The organism is Rhizobium leguminosarum, from assembly GCF_010668065.1.
GTDB classification, from domain to species: Bacteria; Pseudomonadota; Alphaproteobacteria; order Rhizobiales; family Rhizobiaceae; genus Rhizobium; species Rhizobium leguminosarum_S.
In genome coordinates, this window is sequence record NZ_WUEN01000013.1 from 60,920 (window position 1) to 81,264 (window position 20,345).

General features: G+C 58.4%; 20 protein-coding genes and 1 tRNA gene. 10 read left to right on the top strand and 11 right to left on the bottom strand.

Features of this window, described 5'->3' with window-relative positions:
* Positions 1–5 precede the first annotated feature (5 nt).
* From GR198_RS27950 to GR198_RS27970, 5 genes are read left to right on the top strand one after another with little or no spacing between them, the layout of a single operon-like run.
* A complete protein-coding gene (locus tag GR198_RS27950; protein WP_003545408.1) occupies positions 6–881 on the top strand; it encodes a carbohydrate ABC transporter permease in 876 nt (291 codons plus the stop codon).
* Positions 882–885: 4 nt separating this feature from the next.
* Positions 886–1,722, top strand: coding sequence for a carbohydrate ABC transporter permease (locus tag GR198_RS27955; protein ID WP_029873993.1), 837 nt, complete (start codon positions 886–888; stop codon positions 1,720–1,722).
* Positions 1,723–1,726: 4 nt separating this feature from the next.
* Positions 1,727–1,933: a DUF2160 family membrane protein gene (locus tag GR198_RS27960; protein WP_018447078.1), complete on the top strand. Its 207-nt coding sequence runs from the start codon at positions 1,727–1,729 to the stop codon at positions 1,931–1,933.
* 60 nt (positions 1,934–1,993) lie between these two features.
* The gene (locus tag GR198_RS27965) at positions 1,994–3,055 is read left to right on the top strand and encodes an ABC transporter ATP-binding protein (protein WP_131707950.1); all 1,062 of its coding nucleotides are present in this window, start codon (positions 1,994–1,996) and stop codon (positions 3,053–3,055) included.
* Between the two features lie 11 nt (positions 3,056–3,066).
* Positions 3,067–3,792, top strand: coding sequence for an SDR family oxidoreductase (locus GR198_RS27970; RefSeq protein WP_025393103.1), 726 nt, complete (start codon positions 3,067–3,069; stop codon positions 3,790–3,792).
* Positions 3,793–3,801: 9 nt separating this feature from the next.
* Here GR198_RS27970 and GR198_RS27975 read toward each other — a convergent pair whose 3' ends face one another.
* The 5 genes from GR198_RS27975 to GR198_RS27995 all read right to left on the bottom strand — a co-directional run bounded on the left by GR198_RS27975 (position 3,802) and on the right by GR198_RS27995 (position 9,555).
* On the bottom strand, positions 3,802–4,071 hold the full coding sequence (locus GR198_RS27975) for a hypothetical protein (RefSeq protein ID WP_029873990.1): 270 nt from the start codon (positions 4,069–4,071) through the stop codon (positions 3,802–3,804).
* Between the two features lie 275 nt (positions 4,072–4,346).
* Positions 4,347–5,774 (bottom strand): L-arabinose isomerase family protein, encoded by a 1,428-nt coding sequence (locus GR198_RS27980; RefSeq protein WP_164069844.1) that lies wholly within the window; start codon positions 5,772–5,774, stop codon positions 4,347–4,349.
* Positions 5,775–5,802: 28 nt separating this feature from the next.
* Positions 5,803–6,807 (bottom strand): ABC transporter permease, encoded by a 1,005-nt coding sequence (locus tag GR198_RS27985; protein ID WP_164069845.1) that lies wholly within the window; start codon positions 6,805–6,807, stop codon positions 5,803–5,805.
* The gene (locus tag GR198_RS27990) at positions 6,804–8,363 is read right to left on the bottom strand and encodes a sugar ABC transporter ATP-binding protein (protein ID WP_164069846.1); all 1,560 of its coding nucleotides are present in this window, start codon (positions 8,361–8,363) and stop codon (positions 6,804–6,806) included. Before GR198_RS27990 ends, GR198_RS27985 begins: the two co-directional genes overlap by 4 nt.
* 22 nt (positions 8,364–8,385) lie before the next feature.
* A complete protein-coding gene (locus tag GR198_RS27995; RefSeq protein ID WP_164069847.1) occupies positions 8,386–9,555 on the bottom strand; it encodes a sugar ABC transporter substrate-binding protein in 1,170 nt (389 codons plus the stop codon).
* A gap of 191 nt (positions 9,556–9,746) precedes the next feature.
* Between GR198_RS27995 and GR198_RS28000 the strand changes: the two genes are divergently transcribed.
* Positions 9,747–10,616 (top strand): helix-turn-helix domain-containing protein, encoded by an 870-nt coding sequence (locus GR198_RS28000; protein ID WP_246711130.1) that lies wholly within the window; start codon positions 9,747–9,749, stop codon positions 10,614–10,616.
* Positions 10,617–11,321: 705 nt separating this feature from the next.
* On the opposite strand, the gene GR198_RS28010 is transcribed toward GR198_RS28000, so the two are convergent.
* Together GR198_RS28010 and GR198_RS28025 are read right to left on the bottom strand one after the other, a co-directional pair.
* On the bottom strand, positions 11,322–12,071 hold the full coding sequence (locus GR198_RS28010) for a LuxR C-terminal-related transcriptional regulator (protein WP_164069849.1): 750 nt from the start codon (positions 12,069–12,071) through the stop codon (positions 11,322–11,324).
* Between the two features lie 1,053 nt (positions 12,072–13,124).
* On the bottom strand, positions 13,125–14,219 hold the full coding sequence (locus GR198_RS28025; protein ID WP_164069850.1) for a hypothetical protein: 1,095 nt from the start codon (positions 14,217–14,219) through the stop codon (positions 13,125–13,127).
* A gap of 591 nt (positions 14,220–14,810) precedes the next feature.
* Here GR198_RS28025 and GR198_RS28030 point away from each other — a divergent pair.
* The 4 genes from GR198_RS28030 to GR198_RS28045 all read left to right on the top strand — a co-directional run bounded on the left by GR198_RS28030 (position 14,811) and on the right by GR198_RS28045 (position 18,937).
* Positions 14,811–15,386, top strand: a complete 576-nt coding sequence (locus tag GR198_RS28030) for a hypothetical protein (RefSeq protein WP_011650405.1) — start codon at positions 14,811–14,813, stop codon at positions 15,384–15,386.
* An 89-nt stretch (positions 15,387–15,475) separates the two neighbouring features.
* The gene (locus GR198_RS28035) at positions 15,476–17,191 is read left to right on the top strand and encodes a type I secretion system permease/ATPase (protein ID WP_164069851.1); all 1,716 of its coding nucleotides are present in this window, start codon (positions 15,476–15,478) and stop codon (positions 17,189–17,191) included.
* Positions 17,192–17,205: 14 nt separating this feature from the next.
* Positions 17,206–18,651: an HlyD family type I secretion periplasmic adaptor subunit gene (locus GR198_RS28040; protein WP_164069852.1), complete on the top strand. Its 1,446-nt coding sequence runs from the start codon at positions 17,206–17,208 to the stop codon at positions 18,649–18,651.
* Positions 18,652–18,658: 7 nt separating this feature from the next.
* Entirely contained in the window at positions 18,659–18,937 is a 279-nt protein-coding gene (locus GR198_RS28045; RefSeq protein WP_164069853.1) for a transposase, read from the top strand.
* A gap of 157 nt (positions 18,938–19,094) precedes the next feature.
* Here GR198_RS28045 and GR198_RS28050 read toward each other — a convergent pair whose 3' ends face one another.
* The 4 genes from GR198_RS28050 to yacG all read right to left on the bottom strand — a co-directional run bounded on the left by GR198_RS28050 (position 19,095) and on the right by yacG (position 20,314).
* Positions 19,095–19,442, bottom strand: coding sequence for a helix-turn-helix domain-containing protein (locus GR198_RS28050; RefSeq protein WP_138388143.1), 348 nt, complete (start codon positions 19,440–19,442; stop codon positions 19,095–19,097).
* A 9-nt stretch (positions 19,443–19,451) separates the two neighbouring features.
* Positions 19,452–19,697 (bottom strand): type II toxin-antitoxin system RelE family toxin, encoded by a 246-nt coding sequence (locus GR198_RS28055; protein ID WP_164069854.1) that lies wholly within the window; start codon positions 19,695–19,697, stop codon positions 19,452–19,454.
* A gap of 149 nt (positions 19,698–19,846) precedes the next feature.
* Positions 19,847–19,922, bottom strand: a tRNA-Phe gene (locus tag GR198_RS28060).
* 179 nt (positions 19,923–20,101) lie between these two features.
* On the bottom strand, positions 20,102–20,314 hold the full coding sequence (gene yacG, locus GR198_RS28065) for a DNA gyrase inhibitor YacG (RefSeq protein ID WP_029875647.1): 213 nt from the start codon (positions 20,312–20,314) through the stop codon (positions 20,102–20,104).
* Positions 20,315–20,345 lie beyond the last annotated feature (31 nt).

A 20,345-nucleotide genomic window follows, 5' to 3' on the forward strand; every position in this document is an offset into this window, starting at 1 on the left:
AGGCGATGCATTCGCAGAAGCTCGGGTGGCTGTTGCTGTCACCGACCATAGTGATCCTCGGACTGTTCGGGATCTTTCCGTTCATCTACGTCCTCTGGGTCTCTTTCCATTCATGGAACCCGTTCGCGGCCAATCCGGGCATGATCTTCAACTGGGCTGAGAACTATCGGCGGCTCGTCTTCGACCCGCAGTTTCTGGCATCGCTCGGCATAACCCTGACATTCGTCTTCTTCGCGGTCGTGTCGGAGCTGGTCCTCGGCTACATCCTCGCCCAGGCGCTGCTCAAGGACTTTCCCGGAAAAGCGGTGTTTCGCACGATCCATACGCTGCCGCTGATCATGGCGCCGATCATCGTCGGCTCAGTCTGGAAGCTGATGACCACCCCGTCCATCGGCATCATTCCCTATCTTCTGAGGAGCTGGTTCGGCTACGATCTGAATATCGGCCAGAGCGCCGTCGCGGCTTTCACCGTCACTGTCATCATGGACATCTGGCACTGGACGCCGCTCGTCACCCTCTCGCTGATCGCCGCACTCGTCTCGCTTCCATCAGACCCCTTCGAGCAGGCGCAGATCGACGGCGCCGGCAAAAGCCAGATCTTCTGGCACATCACGCTGCCCTTGATCCGCCCGGCCCTGCTCGCCACTGTGTTCATCAGGCTGATGGACGCGCTGCGCACCGTCGACGAAGTCCTGATGCTGACCGGCGGCGGTCCGGGTTCATCGACGCGCTACATCGGCGTCCATATCTTCAGGGAAGTCTTTCCCAAGACGAATTACGGCTACGGTTCGGCGATCTCCGTCATCGTCCTCTATCTCACCATCGTCGTCTGCTGGCTGCTCTACGTCGGCCTGATTGCACCCCGCGTGAAGAGAGGTTGAAGCGATGAAGACCCGTTTTCCCTGGCTTCCGGTCGTCCTCTGGACCCTGATAAGCCTCGCGACCCTTTTCCCGATCTACTGGCTCTTCGTCATATCGGTGAAACAGCCCTTCGACCTGTTCTCGACGCCCGATGTCATTCTCCGGAGCTTCTTCTGGAAGAATTATCAGGACGTGCTGACCAATCCGACCTTGCGCGGATACATGCTCAACTCGCTGATCATTTCGTCGGGCAACGCGCTGCTCGTCACGACGCTCGGTTTCCTTGCCTGCTACGCCCTGACGCGCTTCGACCTCGCAGGCAAGGAAAGCATCTTCTTCTGGACGATCACCAACCGCATGGCGCCGCCGGCGGTCTTCCTGCTGCCGCTTTTCCTGCTGCTGACGCAGGTCTACAGGATCGGCGACTTCTCGCTCGCCGACTCCAAGCTGGGCATGATCCTGGTCTATTGCTCCTTCAATCTACCCTTCGCCATCTGGACGCTGCGCCCGACCGTGGAAGGCATTCCGAAGGAATTGGACGAGGCGGCCTATATGGACGGCGCGAGCCCATGGACCGTGCTTTATGATATCATCTTTCCTTTGGCACGGCCCGGACTTGCGGTGACGCTGATCCTGACCTGGGTGTTTGCGTGGAACGAATACCTGCTGGCGGCGACGCTCACCAACTTCCATGCGCGGACACTCACCACCGGCCTGTCGGAATATGTGACGACGACGGGGACGGCGTGGGGCATCATGGCCGCGATCTCCATGCTGACCTTGGTTCCGGCGCTCATCGTCTTTTCGGTGGTCCAGCGTCACATCGTCGCCGGCCTGACCTTCGGCGCCGTGAAAGGATGAAACGATGACATCTCAATCAGGAAATAACGAACCCAAGCCGGGGTTTCTGCCGATCGAAACGAACTGGTTCGACCGGCTCTTCATCTCGATCGTGATCTGGGTCGCGCTCTCGCTGTTCTGGATGCGGTTCATCGAGCCGTTCGGGCTTTCCGTATGGTTCGCAGCGGCAATCTCGGCAGTCCTTGGCGCCTATATCGTCTGGAAGGGATGAGATGATGAATTCCGTCAACGACATCAAGTCACAAATCGTGCTGCTTTAGGGGGAACGACATTGGCAAACGTACAGGTTAGCGACGTCACCAAGAAATATGGCTCTCTTCAGGTCATGCATGGCGTCAGCGTCGACATTGAGGACGGCGAATTCGTCGTGCTGGTGGGTCCATCCGGCTGCGGCAAATCCACCCTGCTCCGGATGATCGCCGGGCTGGAGACGGTCAGCAGCGGAGATATCCGGATTGGCAGCCGTGTCGTCACCAATGCTCCCCCGAAGGACCGTGACATCGCGATGGTGTTTCAGAGCTACGCGCTTTATCCCCATAAGACCGTCGCCGAGAATATGGGCTTTCCGTTGAAAATGGCCAAGCGTCCGAAGGCGGAGATCGCCGAGAAGGTCGGCAGGGCAGCCGAGATCCTCGACCTGACGCGTTATCTCGACCGCTATCCGAAGCAACTGTCCGGCGGACAGCGTCAACGCGTGGCGATGGGTCGTGCCATCGTCCGCGATCCGCAGGTCTTCCTGTTCGACGAGCCGTTGTCGAACCTCGACGCCAAACTCCGCGTCACCATGCGCGTCGAGATCAAGGAGCTTCATCAGCGGCTGAAGACCACCACCGTCTACGTCACGCACGATCAGATCGAGGCGATGACGATGGCCAACAAGATCGTGGTGATGCGCGACGGCAGGGTCGAGCAGATCGGCAAGCCGCTCGATCTCTACGACTTCCCCGTCAACCTCTTCGTCGCCGGCTTCATCGGCAGCCCATCGATGAACTTCCTTCAGGGCCGCATAGCCACAAGCGACGGCAGGAAGATCGTCGTCACCGACCAGGGCATCGTCCTTCCGATGGCAGACACAAATGCGGATGAAGGAAGAGCCGTTACCTACGGCATTCGACCGGAGCACATCACGATCGGCGAAGAAGGCGTTCCGGTCGAGGTATCGGTGTTCGAGCCGACGGGTTCGGAGACATTGATCTTCGGCCGCACGGGAGGCGTGCCGATCGACGCCCTGATCCGTGAGCGTATCGAGGTCGACCCCGGACGGACGATGTACTTCCACATCGATCCCCGACGTGCGCATATCTTCGATCGGGAAACAGGCCAGAGACTTTAGGAGATCGACCCATGGAGTTCAAAGGAAAGACGGTGATCGTGACCGGCGCCGGCAAAGGGATTGGACGCGAAATTGTAAGGATGCTCGCCGAACGGGGTGCGCAGGTCGTGGCCCTGACCCGCAGCGGCGCCGATGTCGAAGCGCTGCGAGGGGAATTCGGCTGCCGGGCAATCCAGGTCGATCTCGCGGACGCCGATGCGACCAGAGAGGCGGCAATTGCTGCCCTTCCCGCCGATTTCCTTATCAACTGCGCCGGCACGACCGAACTTCAGCCATTCCTGGAGACAACCGTCGAAGCATTCGATCGTCTCGTCGCGGTCAACACGCGTGCTCCGATGATCGTCGCCCAGGAATATGCCCGCTCACTGATCAAGGAGGGCCGTCCAGGCGCCATCGTCAATGTATCGTCGGTCGCCTCCTTCGTCGGCATCCCCGACCACGCTGCCTATTGTGCGTCGAAAGGTGGATTGGACGGCTTGACGCGGGTTATGGCAAAGGAGCTCGCGCCTCACGGCATCCGCGCAAACGGCGTCCACCCAACGGTGACGTTGACGCCAATGGCGGTGAAGGCATGGAGCGATCCCGAGAAGGCCGCGGGGATGATGAAGCGGATTCCGGTCGGACGCTTCGCTGAGCCGGCAGACATTGCCGAGGTTGTTCTTTTCCTGCTGTCCGATCAGGCTGCCATGGTGAACGGCATATCGATGCCGGTGGACGGCGGCTATATGATTGCTTGAGGTTCCGGACTAACGTGCAGTACGACCCTGCCGAGTAGTACGATCCTGCGATTGCAATACGGGAAGCGGCGGCGTTGACCGCCGCACCAATCGGCGCAGCTCATCTTGATCGACAAAATGATCCGTCACTCCAGCCTCTTTATCCGGATGACTGAAGACAAGACCGTCGGAATCCTCAAGCTTCAGCGCTTGCTCCGTATTCATGATCCCCAGTGCCTGGCGCTCATACTCGGACTCGAGCGCCGCCTCGACGATGGCTTTTTTCTTGCGCATGTCCATTTCCTCCGTTGCTCAAAAGATAACGGACAGGCGGAGTCGCGGTTCCCATCAGGGCATCACGATATGAGACCCATTGAAACGAACGCCCCGTCGATAGACGGCCCGCCATCGCGCGGACCGAACTGCTTTTATGCCCTCGCTGAGGCGGCAAGAACGGGCAGTCGTCTGGGATTTGATGAGAGCAACGCCGGCAAGATAGGCAGAGGAGCTGCGATCGTTTTGACGGGTCTTTTTATTCGTCAAGCAGTTCCCGCAGCGAGAAATATTTTTGACAATTAGCAAATTCTCACGAACTCGACCTCCAACAGCTTTCCTAATTTTTCGATGCTGCTCCCAATGTGTCCGACGCCGACTGCGCAATGATGCGCCGGTCCTTCGGCGTTCCAATTCTCGACGAACGCGCGCGCTCCGATTGGAAATTGATAGCGGCTGTTGGTGTTTCCAATCTCCAGGATCGGTCCGGGCACCGATTGTCCTTCGGCGCACAACAGCTTCACTTTTCCGGCGCACTCCACCACGGAGAGCAGTGTTACCGGGCCATTCTTAACCGACATTTCGACACTCACGCCGGAGCCGACCTTGCCGTGATAGACCTCCAGAGGACGGATCTTGGTTCGACCCTCTGCAATTTTGGTATGGCCTGGGCCATCATGGCCCATCAGGACCACATCTGCATCGAAATCCATTGCATAATATTCGGTGAAGGAACCTCCGGTGCCGAAGCTGTCCATGATCTTCATGGCCTGCGCGTTTTTGATCTCATATTCGCCAGCAACCGGTATGCCATCGGCGGTGAGCATCGAACAACCAACGATTACCGACGTGATGACGTCCTCGTATTCATGCCCGGACACCGATTCATAATAATAGGCGAGCGAGCCGAGACGCTTCGCGTCGACGAGTTTGCGCAGCGCGACAGCAGTTCTTGCCGCCCGCGCCAGTTCGTCCGGATCGCAATCCGGCTGCACGTCGAATTCCGTTCGGATTCTGTCCAAGCAGGCCGCCACTTCCGCCTCGCCAACATCGCGTCTGAGGCGTGCTAGTTCGTCAATCTCCACGACTTCGATGTGTGTCCCGAATGCCGTGCTTTGGGCTGTGAGATCGGAATAGATATCGAGCATGCCGTTGTAATAGCGCCCCATGACGCCAAGGCGATTATGCGACATGACGTGGGCTACCCGTGCGGCCTCGATCCACTCCTCGATCTCGTTGTCGACAAACGGGTCATCGTTGAGAACGCCTGTTACTTGGTGAAACCGAATGCCCGCTCGAGTGAACACATTGGCAATCTCGGGCACCGGGCATGCAGCGCAGTGCGCCAGCCACTCGCCGGTCATGGCAGTCCTGTTGCCGAGTGCGTTGAAGGACGCGTAGTCGATCGCACCAGCCGGCTGCAGATTCAAAATAATGACCGGCACCTTTGCACGCCGAACAACCGGCAAGACGGTCGACGATAGAGCGTAGGTGGTGATGTAAAGGAAAATGATATCGACATCGGCCTGACGAAACAGATGGCCGGCATCGACGGCCTTCTCCGGCGTATCGACGAGGCCAAGATTGACGACTTCGACCCCGGGCCGTTCCAGCTTGGACGCGACGACATGTACATACCCGCGCAGCCTTGCTTCGAGACCGTCAAACTGCGGCCAATAGGCCTCCAGACCGATACCGAACAGGCCGGCCTTCAAAGGGCGATCAGACATTCCATTTTCTCCTGGAATTATAGCGGGGTCAGCCCTGCAGGCGGACACGAAGCTGGTCGAGGCCCACGGCCAGAAGCAACACGACACCGCGCGTGACATCCTGCCAGAAACTGGACACGTTCATGAGGGTCAGGCCGTTGTTCAGAGTTCCGAGGATCAGCACCGCAATCAGCGTACCCCAGACGCTTCCCCGCCCGCCAAAGAGGCTCGTGCCTCCGAGAATGATAGCGGCGATGATCGTCAGCAGATGCTGACTTGCTGCATTCGGGGCTGCCGCACCGAGCATTGCTGCAAGAATGATACCAGCGGCAGCGCCTGAAATGCCTGAGATCACGTAGAGGATCATCTGGGTGCGCTCGACAGGCACGCCGAGAAGGCTGCTGGCCTCGGGATTGCCGCCGGTTGCGTACACAAACCGTCCGAACGGCGTCTTGGCAAGCACGAGCCAGAGGACGGCAAAGACGATCAGCATGACGATGACGGGAAACGGCACGGAAAAGATGCGGCCTGAACCAAGCCAATTGAAGGCCGGCACGAAGAGCGGCTTGCTCAAGCCACCCGTCATGACCATCGACAGGCCCGAGAAGATGCTCATCGTCCCGAGTGTCACGATCAGGGGATTGAGGCGCAGCTTGGTGACGATCACGCCATTCAAAATTCCGACCCCGGCGCCGATGACCAAGGCTGTCAGGCATCCAACCCAGATATTGATCCCGTTGGAATGCATCAATGCGACGATGACACCGGCCAGTCCGGCAACGGCAGCCACCGACAGGTCGAGTCCACCGCCAATGATCAGCGGCGTTCCGGCTGCGGCCATGAGCCCGATGAAGGCCATGTTCGTGCCGATATTGGCAAGATTGCTCACCGACAGAAAGAACGGTGACAGCATAGCGAAAGCCGCAAGAAGGATGACATAGAAGCCCAGCAGAACCACGATCCCGGCGGCCGGTCTGGCAAGGATCTCCGTCATCGACTGGCGTTGGCTGGTCGGCTTGGGTTCGCTCGCAACGATCGAGTTTGACTTGTTCATGCTTTCTCCAATTCGTTCGCAGCAGACACCGAGTGCGACTCCGCCGCCTGCATCAGCTCGGCGGCCGATGCATTGGCTCCCAGTGCGGCCACGGCCCGGCCCTCTTCGAAGACGATCGCTCGGTCGGCAAGACCGGCGACTTCCTCAGCGTCCGATGAGACGAGGAGTATGCCCAATCCGTTCGCTGCCAACCGGCGGATCTCCTCATAAATCTCTCGTCGAGCGCCGAGGTCGACCCCGCGGGTCGGTTCCTCGAGAATGAGCAGCTTGGGGTCGCCGAGCAGCCATCGCGCCAGGCACACTTTCTGCTGGTTGCCGCCGGAAAGGAGTCTTATCTCCTGCTCCGGGCCCGTCGTCTTGACGCGCAGGGTGCGGATCCAGTGTTGCGACATTGCCCGCTCCCGATTGTCATCGACGAGCCCGAAGCGCGTAAAGCGCGTGAGGTAAGGAAGGGTCGTGTTGGTACGGACGGTGAGGTTGGCGATCAGGCCTTGCCGCTTGCGCTCGGCTGCAACGAAACCGATACCGCTTCGAATGCTTGACCGCGGATTCGACAACGCCGTTTCGACTGTCCCCATCCGGATTGAACGGACCTTCGCCTTGGGCTCCGCCCCATAAATGGCTCTGCCGACCTTCTCAATCCCGGAGCCGATCAGGCCGAACGCACCCAGGACCTCGCCGCGGCGCACCGAAAAGGACACGTCGCTGAGCCAGCCTGGCAGCGACAGTCCTTCGACAGTCAGGATCGTCTCGTCCGCCAGGGATTGCGGCTTTGCCGGAAAAAGATCGCCGAGATCGCCTCCCAGCATCGCCCGCAGCACCTCGTCGTGACTGGTGGCGCTCGTCTGGAACTGGCCGCGTACCTCGCCGTCCCGCAACACGACGATCCGGTCGGAGAGGCGAAACACCTCGTCGAGGTAGTGGGAGATATAGATGATCGTGACGCCGTCGGCGCGAAGCGCATCGATCACCCCGAACAGGGTTTCGGCATCTGCTTCTCCGAGTGCAGCGGTCGGTTCATCCATGATCAGAATACGAGCCTGGCCGGCCAATGCCCGGGCGATCTCGACGATCCGCTGCTCCGGAAGCGATAGCGATCCCATTCTCCGGCTCGCAGAGACATGACCGAGCTTCAGTCGGCCGAGCAGCGTCGTCGCTTGCCTCTGCATGGCGGCACGGTCGACGAAACTTATGCCGGCGATCTTGCGCTGGGGCATCGATCCCAACGCGATGTTCTCCGCGACCGACAAGTCCGGATGCACGGACAGTTCCTGCGGCATCAAGCGAATACCCGATGCTATGGCCGCACGTGCCGACGTGATGTCGACTGCGGCCCCATCGATCTGTATCTGTCCGGCATCGCAGGAATAGACGCCGGACAGGATCTTCATCAGCGTGGATTTGCCTGCACCGTTAGCCCCGAGCAGCGCCACGACCTCGCCAGCATCGGCCGAACAGGTGACGTTTTTCAGGACCTGCACGCCGGAGAAGGACTTGGTGACGTTGGTGATTTGGAGCCGCGCCACGCGGCTCTCCGTGCTCGATACAGTCTGCATCAGAATCGCCTCCGACCCCAGATCATTGCTTGGGGAGAATTGCCTCGTACCCCTTCAACCAATCCTCTTTTTTCAGACCAGAGAGATAGCTTGCGAACTCTGCCTCGGGAAACGTGTAACCGTCGGCTTCGCCGGCGCACGCGAATTCCTTGTAGAATTTGCAGATGTTTGCCTTGGTTACCATCTGATGGGTGACGAAGGTTGCCTCCGGCACGGCCTTGCCGGCGAGCGCAGACAGTGCAATCGGAATGAGATAATTCCCGTAGCTGCCTGGAAACGAACCCGTCGCCGCCACGAGTTTCGGGTCCGTGGCAAGCGCCTCGGCTTCATCCGCGCCGTTGCCGACGGCGATGGCCTGATCAACACGTCCGGCTGCTCGGACGGCCTGCAGCATGCCCATGGTCGCCTGGTCGTTGATCGCGATGATCATGATCGGCGCTCCTGGCGGAATGCGGCCGAGCACGTTGTTCATCTGGGTATAGGATTCCTGCAGCGTATTCTTCGTATCGATCTCGATGATGTGGTCGGCCGGGAAATCCTTGGTCAGGGCCAGGAAGCCGGCGCGCTGACCTTCCGTGCGCATGCGCGGGATGACGCCCGACTGGGGCAGTGCGCCGATGACGAGATAGCCGCCTTTTACCGTGCCCGCGCCAAACTGTTTTGCCGCAGCCGTTGCAAGGTAGGACCCGCCCATGAAACCGGACTTCGGATTGTTCACGCCGAAGAAACTTGCACCGGGCATGGGGATATCGATTGCCGTGACCTTGGTGCCGTCTTGCTTGAACACGTCCATCACGGTCTGACCGAAGTTTGCGTCGGTCTGAAACTCAATGACGTAGTCAACCTTGCGTTCGGCAAAAGATTTGGCATTGGCAAGCGCGGTCGGCCCATCGAGTCGGTTGTCGGCGACGACGAGTTCCACGCCGGCAACATCGGCGTTTGCCTGGATGCCTTTCTCGACGAGCACGCCGAAAGCGATGTCACGCTGAAGATTGGCGAAGCCGATGCTGTACTTGCTGCCGTTTTTCGGAGGCGTCACTTTCGACGCGTCGGCGGCCATAGCCTTGAGAGCCTCGGCCGAAAGCATATTGCCGTCGAACTTCGCGGGATCGAACCCGTGGAAATCATCGGCATAGGCAGCAGATGCGGCGAGACAAGCGGCTGCGACCAGCAGTCTGGCATGAGTTTTCATGTTTATTCTCCTCCCAGCCGCTACCCTCCCCGGCAGCGGCGATAGCTGATGCAATCAGCGTTTCGGCAAAATTCGATCGACTTTGCCCTGACCTGATGACGGTACCATCGGCCCCACCTGTTGACACGACGCCAAAATCCACAAAAGTGATCATTTGCATACAAAAAATGATCCTAAAAGGGCGACGTCAAATGACGGAAAACTACTTCGTCTACATGCCTGACAACAGAATTTCTGCAGCATGGGGCTGCACCGCTGTCTCGACGGGCTATTCGGTCATTGCGCCGCACTCCAGTTACCCTCCGAGCCGTCATCCGGACGACCACCATTTCAGCTGGTCTCGAGGCCGCATCCTCCAGGCCTTTCAGGTCGTGCTGATCAGCGCCGGCAACGGGAAGCTCGAATTCGGAAACCTGCGCCGACAGGTGCGCGTCACCGAAGGATCAATTTTTCTTCTGTTCCCGGGCGTGTGGCACAGGTTCGCGCCCGATCGTCGAACCGGCTGGACCGAGCACTGGATAGAGTGCCGGGGAACCGCTTTCGATTTTGCGGTGGATGCTGGCCTCCTGCATGTCGAACGCCCGCTCAACCCGGCAAGCGATGAGATCAATCATGTGTTCGCCTCCATCCATGACCTGGCGCGGCAGGATCCCGTGCTTCATCAGCTGGTGATATCCACGCTCGGGTTGCAGCTCCTTGCGCTGCTCTGCCGGCCGGACGATCTGGCAACCGGCGCCGGCACGCGCCTTGTCGATCGGGCGCGCATGATCTTGATGGAACGCTGCGGAACCTCACAATCGGTCGAGGATCTCGCGGCAGAGATGGGGGTGAGCTACCCCTATTTTCGCCGGCTGTTTCGTGAGCAAACCGGGATGTCGGCGAAACAATATCAAATGAACGTCCGCATTCAGCGAGCACGCGATTTCCTCGTGAACACCGACAAATCGGTAAAAGAAATCGCCGGCCTGCTCGGCTTTCATTCCGCCTTCCATTTTTCCAGCCAATTTAAAAATGCGGTTGGCTGCGCACCGACGGAATATCGTAGGACCTCTGAGAATTGAGAAGTCTGCCGATCCGTGGCACCGCGCGACCCCAGACGTCCCGCACTCTGTCTTCGATGTCAGGAACCGGCGGCAGCGTCGAAGACGCAGAAAAGATCATCGCGCAATATGGAGCCGATCGGAAGGCATCCGACAAGGCTGCACGCCGTTTCACGGCGTAGAAACGAGAGCGGCTGCTCGACGCTGCAATCAGTGGAGAAGCCGCACGTCCGCCAGTCGCTGAAGAGGCGGCGCGCCGGGCAATGGGAACCACAGCTTTCGGAAGACCTCTTATTTCATTGAAAGCTAATTTGAACTTCGTTAGCTTCCTTTGCGGGAGGACTACAATGCAACACATTGATTCGAATACTGCCGAGCCTATCGTAGCGGCGAAGGTCTGGTGCATCGCGGACTTCTGCTCGCAGCACCGATTGGATGGCAAGGAGCAAGCCAAGCTTACTGCCTTGTTCGGTGAGTTCGCGACCATCAGCGAACTCGTCCACAATGTAACGCGTAGATCAAGGTCAAGGTGAACAGGCCGACCCGGCGAAACGGCTCACGTTCCATGCGCTCACCTGGCCGGCGGCACCAGCGAGCGTGCGATATCGATGATGTCGTCACGCGAGGTGGTCGGGTCTTCCCCGTTCCCGGCCATCACGATATGAGACCCGTTGAAACGAACGAATGAACGCCGATACTGGCGACACCGCCTAACTCGGCGAGACGTCAAGCCCCACCGGCGGCTCTTTGAATTAAGCGGGCAACCACTTCAGTGCGGTTCTGCGCCTGCAGCTTGCGCATGATGTGTTGCAAATGCATCTTCACCGTATGCCCGGACAAATTGAGTTTTCCTGCAATGACCTTATTTGAGCAGCCGCATTGCAGCTCTGCGAGGACATCCGCTTCCCGGGGAGTGAAATCAGCAATCGCCAGGTACTGCGTCCTATCATCCAAGCTCTTTTCGGCTTCACTTCTGGCCGGAGGATGCTCGCTTGAGCCTGCTGTAACAGCTCCCAATAGCTGCGGGAAAAAAGTTCCTCCTGCCAGAACGAGACGAAGACCGGCAAGAGCAATGTCAACGGGAAGTGAGGTCGAGAAAAAGCCGCGGATGCCCATCTTGAGTGCCTGACGGGCTATGATGGCGTCATCCGTACCTGAGAGCAACGTGACAGGGGCCTCAGGAAAACGTGCAGCAATCGCCGCGAGATCATCACGCAGGCTGGTGCTCTCAACACTTCTGCCGGCCAGACCCAATACAATCAAACGCACCTCAGCTCCAAGAGCACTATCGAGACTCTCGGTCGAGATCAAATCTACAACGTTCCACCCGGCGAGTTCACGCTCAAGAAGCTTCACCACGGTCGTGCGCGCCAATGTAGAATGCTCGATGATGATCACAGTTGGTGCATTGCGGCCCATACGGCGCCTAGTTCCAGTAATGTCGGACACTTGCGTGCTCCCCCAGAATATTTGCAACGCAACAGCTATTCATATTATTCCTGTTCTCACTACATGTCATGATAAAAAGTGAGTGTATCTCATATATTAATAGTCTGATCTCTCATCATAATTCTTATAGTCTATAAGATATCAACGAGATGTAACTTGGCCCGCAGAGCATATTGAAGAGATTTTTCATGAAGGCCTGCTGGTTCGACTTGTCGCCGTAGACTTTCCAGCCTTCGCCGAATTCACGTACGGCAAGCGGGTCAACAAAGCTTACAAAGGCACTGAAAAGGCGACCAATCTGCTACAGACCCATTTCGGAAAGCGCCATTGGATATAACGAGCTGCCGATCGGCTCGGCTTTGTTTCCATATCTCAATTCAAAGCAGTCACGGGCCTCGACAGCAAAACGGCAAACGCCAAAAGCAACAAAAGTACAAGATCGCTGATTACCCGTTATGATTAGTGAAAACTGCGCTCTATCGACGCATTAATACCAGTTGGCACCGTTTTCACTCCGGCAGCACTGTGCCGGCACTGCCAGATGCCGGTCAGAGGTCACGGCTCTGGCGGCCGAAATCGGCGACAATGCGGATGAGGTCATGTTGGAATGTTCGGGATCTCAGTGAGCCCGCCGTTCAGTGCCATGTCGGCCAAGGAGCCGAATGCCGGGCGGAGGAAACAATTCAACATATGGCTTGAAAGATCGCACGAAGAACGGTTTCGTGCAGTTGAGCCACCGCACAAGTGGGGAGTCTATCCGCGAGGACAGGATGTCCTCCGAAAACCGCTCACACTTTCGGCATCATGCTCTAGAGCCTTTCCGGGTTAGATTGAAGCATTCTGCCGGAGCAGGTTTTCGTCAGGGCAAAGGCGATTGGCGAAGGGCATACCCCTTGGTACGTCCGAGCCGATCGCCTTTGATCCTGGCGGGAAGATGCCCGGCCCTTCGGGTTGGCTGAAACGGGCCGGCTGATCGACCGGCCGGCTTGGCCGTAGAGCTTGGCTACGACGCGCGCCGGCCGGTCGACCATCCGACTCCGTTTGAGCCAACAGAATGCTTCAATCTAACCCGGAAAGGCTCTAGCTATGCATGAAGCTCAGAATGTCGTCTACGAGAGCCGAATGGGCGTCCGTGAGGTTACCGTCTCCGCCGTGGCCCGCGATGCCGGCCAACTGAAGCGCTTGCTGATCATAGAGAACATGATCGGTCTGTTGGGCGTCCGCCGTCCCACCGGCGGGAACGGCAATGTTGATGGGATGGAAATAGGCGAAATTGACGTCTACCATGCTGCCGGTTGACGATCCGACCCCGCCGCCGCCGCCGCCGAGCGCATGGTTGCCGGTAAAAATCGTATCCGACGACAGGTTGAAGCCACCGCCATTGCCGCCGATGCCTGCGATCTGCACAGTGCCCTGATCGAAAATGACATTGTTTGTCTGATGAGCCTCCGCCGATCCGCCGGCGGCGCCGATGGCGATGTTGATCGGCGAGAAGATGGCGATACTCACGTCGACCATGCTGCCGACGAAATATCCGTCGCCGCCGTGGCCTGCATAATAGTCGCCGGTCAATGTGAGCGCCGTTCCTGGGCTCATCGACGGGCCATGGCCCGCGACGTTATGGTCTCCGCCCGAGCCACCCATGCCGCCGATCTGGGTTGCGCCCTGCAGGAACAGTGCGTTGTTCGATTGCTCAGCGTGAGCCGTCGCGCCAGGGCCTGCAGCCACAGCAGTATTCACGGGGGCAAACAGCGCGACTTCGGTGCTTACGAGTCCACCGTAGAAAAGCCCATTGCCCCCGCTGCCGGCATGATTGGCGCCATCGCCGCCGCCGATGGCAACATTGCCGCTTCCGCCATTCCCGCCTATCCCGGCCATTTCGGTGGGATGCTGATTGATGAGCGCATCATTGCCCTGGAAAGCGTCGGCACCCGAATGAGGTCCCGCAATAGCGGCATTGGACGGCATGAAAACGGCCAACGCGTTGCTGCCGATCACGCCTTCGCTTATTCCGTCACCACCGCTGCCGGCTGAATTAGAGCTCGGACCAGAAGCGACATCCAATGGAAGCCAAGTCGGCACCAGCGCCAGATGTCCCGCGGCCACATTGGAGGCGAGGTGTTGATCGGTGCCCGCCTTGGGCAAGTCTTCCAATAAGGAACGAGTTTCCACCATTGCCGTCTCCATTCCGCGCTCAACCGCACGTCCACCGAGCGTGCGGCGCCATGCAGCCTCAATTGTTCAGGCATTGTGCATCCGAACGTCAGAAAAGCAGAGCCTGCAATTCGTCTACATCCCGTCGGCTAGGACTGTAGCCATTTGGCTGTCATGACCGCAGCACCCGTTGTGCGAGTTTGCGAGCACTCAATCCGCTTTTGGATTAGAGGTCCCGCATCTTTCGCGCGATGGCACATAAACGTTTTCAGCCCCGAACAGGATCGTCTTTGCCATGCGCAAACCTGATGAGAAACCCGGATACAGGCGGTTTTCTTGGGCGGGCGTTGCTTCAAAAGGCGGCGCTGCTTCGACGAGGTCGCAGACATGATCGTGGTCATGCCATCCGACGCCAAAGCACTAAGTACCAATCCAAATAACGCTTCGCCGCCTCGAAGTATACATCCGAATGAATGTCGCCGAATATCTAGATGGCTCGCAGATTAAATCGCAGGCAGTATTTGCCCGCGGTTGTATTGGCTGGCGGTGACATGCTGGATACCCACGCCGTAAAAGTAACGCTGATGAAACGAAGTAGAAGGAGTGACATCAATGCCTATTCCACAGATATCCGACACGATTCATCTCAACAACCCGGATGCGGGTGACGCGAATGCCGGCAACGGCGGAGATGGCCACAACGATGGGAACATCAACTACAACCCGGTTGCATATGTAGACCCCGTGCAAACGGTCTACGGGGCAACGACCGATCTGCACAATGGCGATCACGTTTGGCAGAAGGCAGGTTGGGACGCCGGCAGTGGCGGAGACGGTGGCTTTGCTCAGGCCAAGAACGGCTTCCTGGCGGCGGTCAAGAACAGCGGCGACGGCGGCGCGGGGGGAGATTCAAACTCCAACGGCAGCCAAGGAAACTCGAGCGGTGGCGACACGGCCACCGTGAATGCGGCTACGACCGCGACACAATATACGCAGCTTGTGGCCGATCAGCACGCGACCATCCTCGCAGGCGTCGGCGGCAACGGCGGCAACGGAAACAACGCTCTGGGCGGCGATATCTCGTCAGCTCTGGTTCACACGGATCCCGAAACGACGACGGTGAACAATTCTCTCGATCACTTCATAAACGCCTTCGGCCATATCGACGTCGACCATCTCGGCTCCTGAACTCAGACATCAAGGGCCGCTGGTTTCGGCCGGCGGCCCTTGGGTAAGCAGCCTCTTCTTGTCAGTATCAAGTGCAGCGAGATCTGATAATGACGACGATTTCCATAAAGTCACCGCGCCCGCAGACACAGCTTGTTGTTGCGCTCCGGGCTTGTGCCGGAGCCTTCGGGCTGGTCTTCCTCTACAGCTGCGGCTACAATCTCTTTCTTCTCGCGCCTTCCATCTATCTCCTGCAGATCTATGACAGGGTCCTGTCGAGCCGAAGCGCTGACACGCTCCTGATGCTGACGATGATCATCGCCATCGGCGTGGTGGTCGGGTCCACGCTGGATATCGTACGCAGGGCAGCTCTTTCGCGCATCGGCAGCTGGCTGGATCACAGGCTACGGCCCCTGGTGCTGACAGCATCGTTCGAATATGCCGCTCGCGCCGATACGGGAGCCGCCACGGAATGCTACAGGGACCTGGCCGCACTACGCCAGTTCCTCGATTCACCGGCTAGCTCGCTTTTTTTTGACGTTCCCTGGGCACCGGCATTCCTGCTCCTGCTCTTTCTTGTTCATCCGCTGCTTGGGACCATCGGTCTTCTGAGCGCGCTTGCACTTCTGCTGTTTGCGTTCATGACGGAACTGGCGACGCGAGAGCCGCTTGCCCACGCCAATCTTGCCCTTTCGAGGAGCTATCTGCGATTTGCGACCGCCCTCAAAAACATCGAGGTAATCAGGGCTATGGGCATGCAGGATGGCGCAGCGCTGATCGTCTATCGCGATGCGGAAATGGCAAGAAGGGCGCAGGACATCGCGATGCATCGGACGGAGATCATTCTTGGTTTCTCCAAATCGATCCGCACACTCGCGCAGATCCTGATGATGGGATCCGCTACCTGGCAGGTACTCGCGAACAATGGCAGTCCCGGGATCATCTTCGTTGCGAGCTTGCTGCTCGGGCGCGGGCTCGCACCAATCGAGGGCGCAATAGGTGCATGGCGCTCCCTTACGTTTGCGCGCAATGCCTTCAATCGCTTGAACAGAATGCTGATATCAGTTGCATCTGAACACGATGCCCGAATGGTGCCGCTACCGGAACCCAATGGCCTCGTTCTCGATAACGTCAGCTATATCAAGCCATTCGCCGATCGGCCGATATTGTCGGGCATCACATTACGCCTCGCCCCAGGCGATTGCATAGCGCTCATCGGTCCGTCGGGATCGGGAAAATCGACACTGGGTCGCGTCATAGCAGGCGTTGTGCAAGCAACGAGCGGATGTGCTCTTCTCGGCGGGGTCGATATCTCGGCTCTGCGCCTTTGCGGCGGGACCCGCCACGTCGGATACCTGCCGCAGGACATCGAACTTTTCGGCGGAGCGATCAAGGATGTGATCGGCCGGCTGGACGGAGGAGATCCCGGTAAAGCGATCGACGCTGCGAAGCTGGTTGGCTTGCACGAAGCGATCATGCGGCTGCCGCAGGGCTACGAGACCGATATCGGTGAAGGGGGAAACCTGCTCCTTCGGGCGCAGCGCCAACAGCTCGGACTGGCACGGGCTGCCTACGGAAATCCGTCTCTTATCGTTCTCGACGATCCGAATTCGAGCTTGGATTATGAGGGCGAACGCATGCTGTTCACGGCAATCGAGCGCATGAAATCCAGGGGGATGACCGTCGTTATCATGACTCATCGGATGGGGATCCTGCCGGTCACCAACAAGATTGCCATCATGCGTAACGGGACGGTGGCTGCCTTCGGCGACAGCGAGCGGATTTACGAAACTTATCTTCAACCACCGTCTCGAACAGGAACGTAGGGAGAAACGCTGCCATGGCCCTTGTTCAACTGGACGCAACGCCGGCGAGATTTTCAAATTCGCCAAGGACGGGTCGGCAGCTGGCTCAACGATCGAGCGCGACAGCCAGGCAACAGACGGCCTATTTGCCGGTAATCGAGTCGAAACGGCGCGGACCCGCGCCCTCCTCGCCCATGCCGGGGCTCAGAGGTGTTGTCTGGACGGGGAACCTGTTGATCCTGGTCTTCATCGTCGGATTGGGAACCTGGTCGGTTCTGGCGCCGCTGAAAAGCGCTGCAATTGCATCGGGCGTCATCGAACCGGAGTCCAGCCGCAAGACCATTCAGCACCTGGAAGGCGGGATTGTGCGACGGATACTCGTCAAAAACGGCGATGCGGTCATGGGCGGGCAAATCGTGATAGAGCTCGACGATACGAAGTCCCGCTCGGAGCGCGACAGCATTCAAGGGCAACTTTGGGACGCCGAAGGAAGCCGCGCCCGCCTGCTTGCGGAGCAGACGGGCGGCGACCATGTCGCCTATCCTGAGGATCTCAGGGCAGCAATGGACAAATACCCTTCAGTCAGCGCAATTCTGATCGGGCAACAGAAAATCTTCGAAGCCCGTCGTCGGGTCATGCAGGCCGAAATTCAGATCGCCAATGAAAAGATCGCGCAGGTGCGGCAGGAAATCGTCGGACTTGGCGCACAGAAGGCAGCACTGGCCGACAGAGCGACAATCTCGAGCCAAGAACTGGATCAGGTTACGATCCTCAGCGCCAAAGGACTGGAAAGAAGGAGCAGACTTCTCAACCTCCAGCGGGAAAAAGCAGACCTTGATGGCCAGCAAGGTCAAGTGGAGGCCCAGATCTCTCGCGCCTACCAGGTGATCAGCGGATCGCAGGCCGATCTCGCAAAGCTTGAGAGCGACCGGTTGAGCGAAGTCGCCCAAGGCATGCGCGATACGGAGAGCCGGATCATGCAACTGCGCGAGCGCCTGCGGGCGATCGACGACCAACTCTCAAGGACCGATATCCGTGCTTCCGAAGATGGAACAATCATGAACCTGCGCGTCCACACATCAGGTGGAGTGATCGGCGCGGGTGAACCGCTCGTCGATCTTCTGCCACGCTCCGATCGTCTTGTCGTGTCTGCCCACGTCAGACCGGAAGACATCAATCTCGTCCGCGCCGGGCTCGAGGCACAGGTCCACCTCCTTCCATACAATCAGCGGCGCATTCCACTCCTGAAAGGTCGGGTCGAGTATGTATCAGCGGACCGTCTCACCGATCCGCAGAGCGGCCAGCCCTACTTTGCTGCGACGATCCGTGTAACGGACGAGCGGTTGGCGAAAATGAGCGATGTCGAACTGGTCGCGGGGATGCCCGCACAGACACTGATCGAAACGGGCAAAAGCAGCGTGGCGCTCTATGCCGTCAGACCACTCCTCGACAGTTTCAACAGAGCATTTCGCGAGGACTGAGGCGGTGATGGGCAAGCGAAAATTCGACGACAACCAGATTACCGGTATTCTGAAGGAGCACCAAGCCGGGGTGACGGTGGCAGATGTTTGCCACAGGTACGGCATCAGCGAGCCGACCTTCTATCGGTGGCAATCCTTGCAGTCCGGAAATGTCGGTCTCCATGCCAAAAGGTTGAGAGCACTGGAGGAAGAGAACCAGAAGCTCAAGAGGCTTTTGGCCGAATCCATGCTCTCGGCGGCAACACTGAGCGAGATGCTGGCGAAGACATCGAAAGGGCGACACTAACCTCTAAACAGAGGAGTTTGTTGGCCGCCTTCTGGCCCCGCATATCGGGCGCGCGGCATCATATTTGGACGAGGGAGCCTTCCCAGTGGGGCAAAGGGATACGGCTCGAAAGGTAGCAAGCTCGATCACAACCTGGCCGCCTTGGGATGCGTATACATCAAGCCACATCGTCAAGGTCGACGTCCAGCGCGCTGGCGATCGACCTGAGTGCGTCCAGGGAGCCCTCCTTCTTTCCGGTCTCGATTTCGGAAAGATAGGGCTGGGAGAGCCCGGACTTTTCAGCCAGCTCCTTGATGCTCATGCCGCGATGCTTACGGAACACCCGGACAGGATCTTCGCCGGCGATCAGCGCCTTGACGACGTCTTCAGGCCAGGTCTCTTCGCCAGCGTCGATACGCGCCTTTGCGGCGCGCGCCTCGCTGATGTCGACAAGGTCCTGATAGTCGTCTTCGGAAAGCAGCACGTACCCCTTGCCGTCGATGGTTAGTTTCTGGATTTCACCCATGGTGGTCTCCTATTCGTTATAGATGTCGCCGCGTGGGCCGGCCTTGATGACGAGGACCTGCATGGTCTGATCGTCGATGATGACGCGGTCCTGCCCGACACGAATTCGAAAAAATTCGCTGCCTTGCAGCTTCTTGAGGTCGACCGACTCACCGTTGGCGAAGGCTTCGACCCTGGCGACGATCGCCGCGGCGCGCTTCGGCTGCATCTTGCGGAGTGCCTTCGCGGCAGCCTTGCTGTAGGCGATCTTTTTCATGGGTAAATATAGCTGAAAGCGAATTATTTTTCAACAATAATATTGCCACTGGCGATATTTGTGAAATTCTGCAGGTTCTTTCGATCGGATGCCCGCACGCATCGATGATGCGGATATAAAAAATGAAATGAAAACATCGTGGATGACAGTGGTGCCCAGGACCGGAATCGAACCAGTGACACGCGGATTTTCAATCCGCTGCTCTACCAACTGAGCTACCTGGGCTAACCTGCTTCCAATGGTCCCTTTCAGAAAAGGAACCGCGGGGCCTTGGTTCACCCCGGAAGCGAGCGGGGTTATAGCATCTTGTTCGCCCATGGCAAGCGTCAAATGACTCTTTTTTGACGGTCTTGCCGGCTTTGCGGATTCATGAGGAAAAATAAGAGCTTCGCAGGCGAAATTCTCTAGTTTTCCTCATCGGGATATTCGGCCTTCGTCTCATCGTCGGCAACCGGAATGGCATAGGCGCCGGTCAGCCAGCGGGAGAGATCGGCCTCGCGGCAGCGATTGGAGCAGAAGGGGTAATGTTCGCGGTGGGAAGGTTTGCCGCATTCGGGGCAAGGGCGCGTCTTGCGCAGCGGTTCGACCTTGGCGGCCGCTTTCTTTTCTTCAGGCATAATCGGTCCGTCCTATAGGATCGGCCGTCGG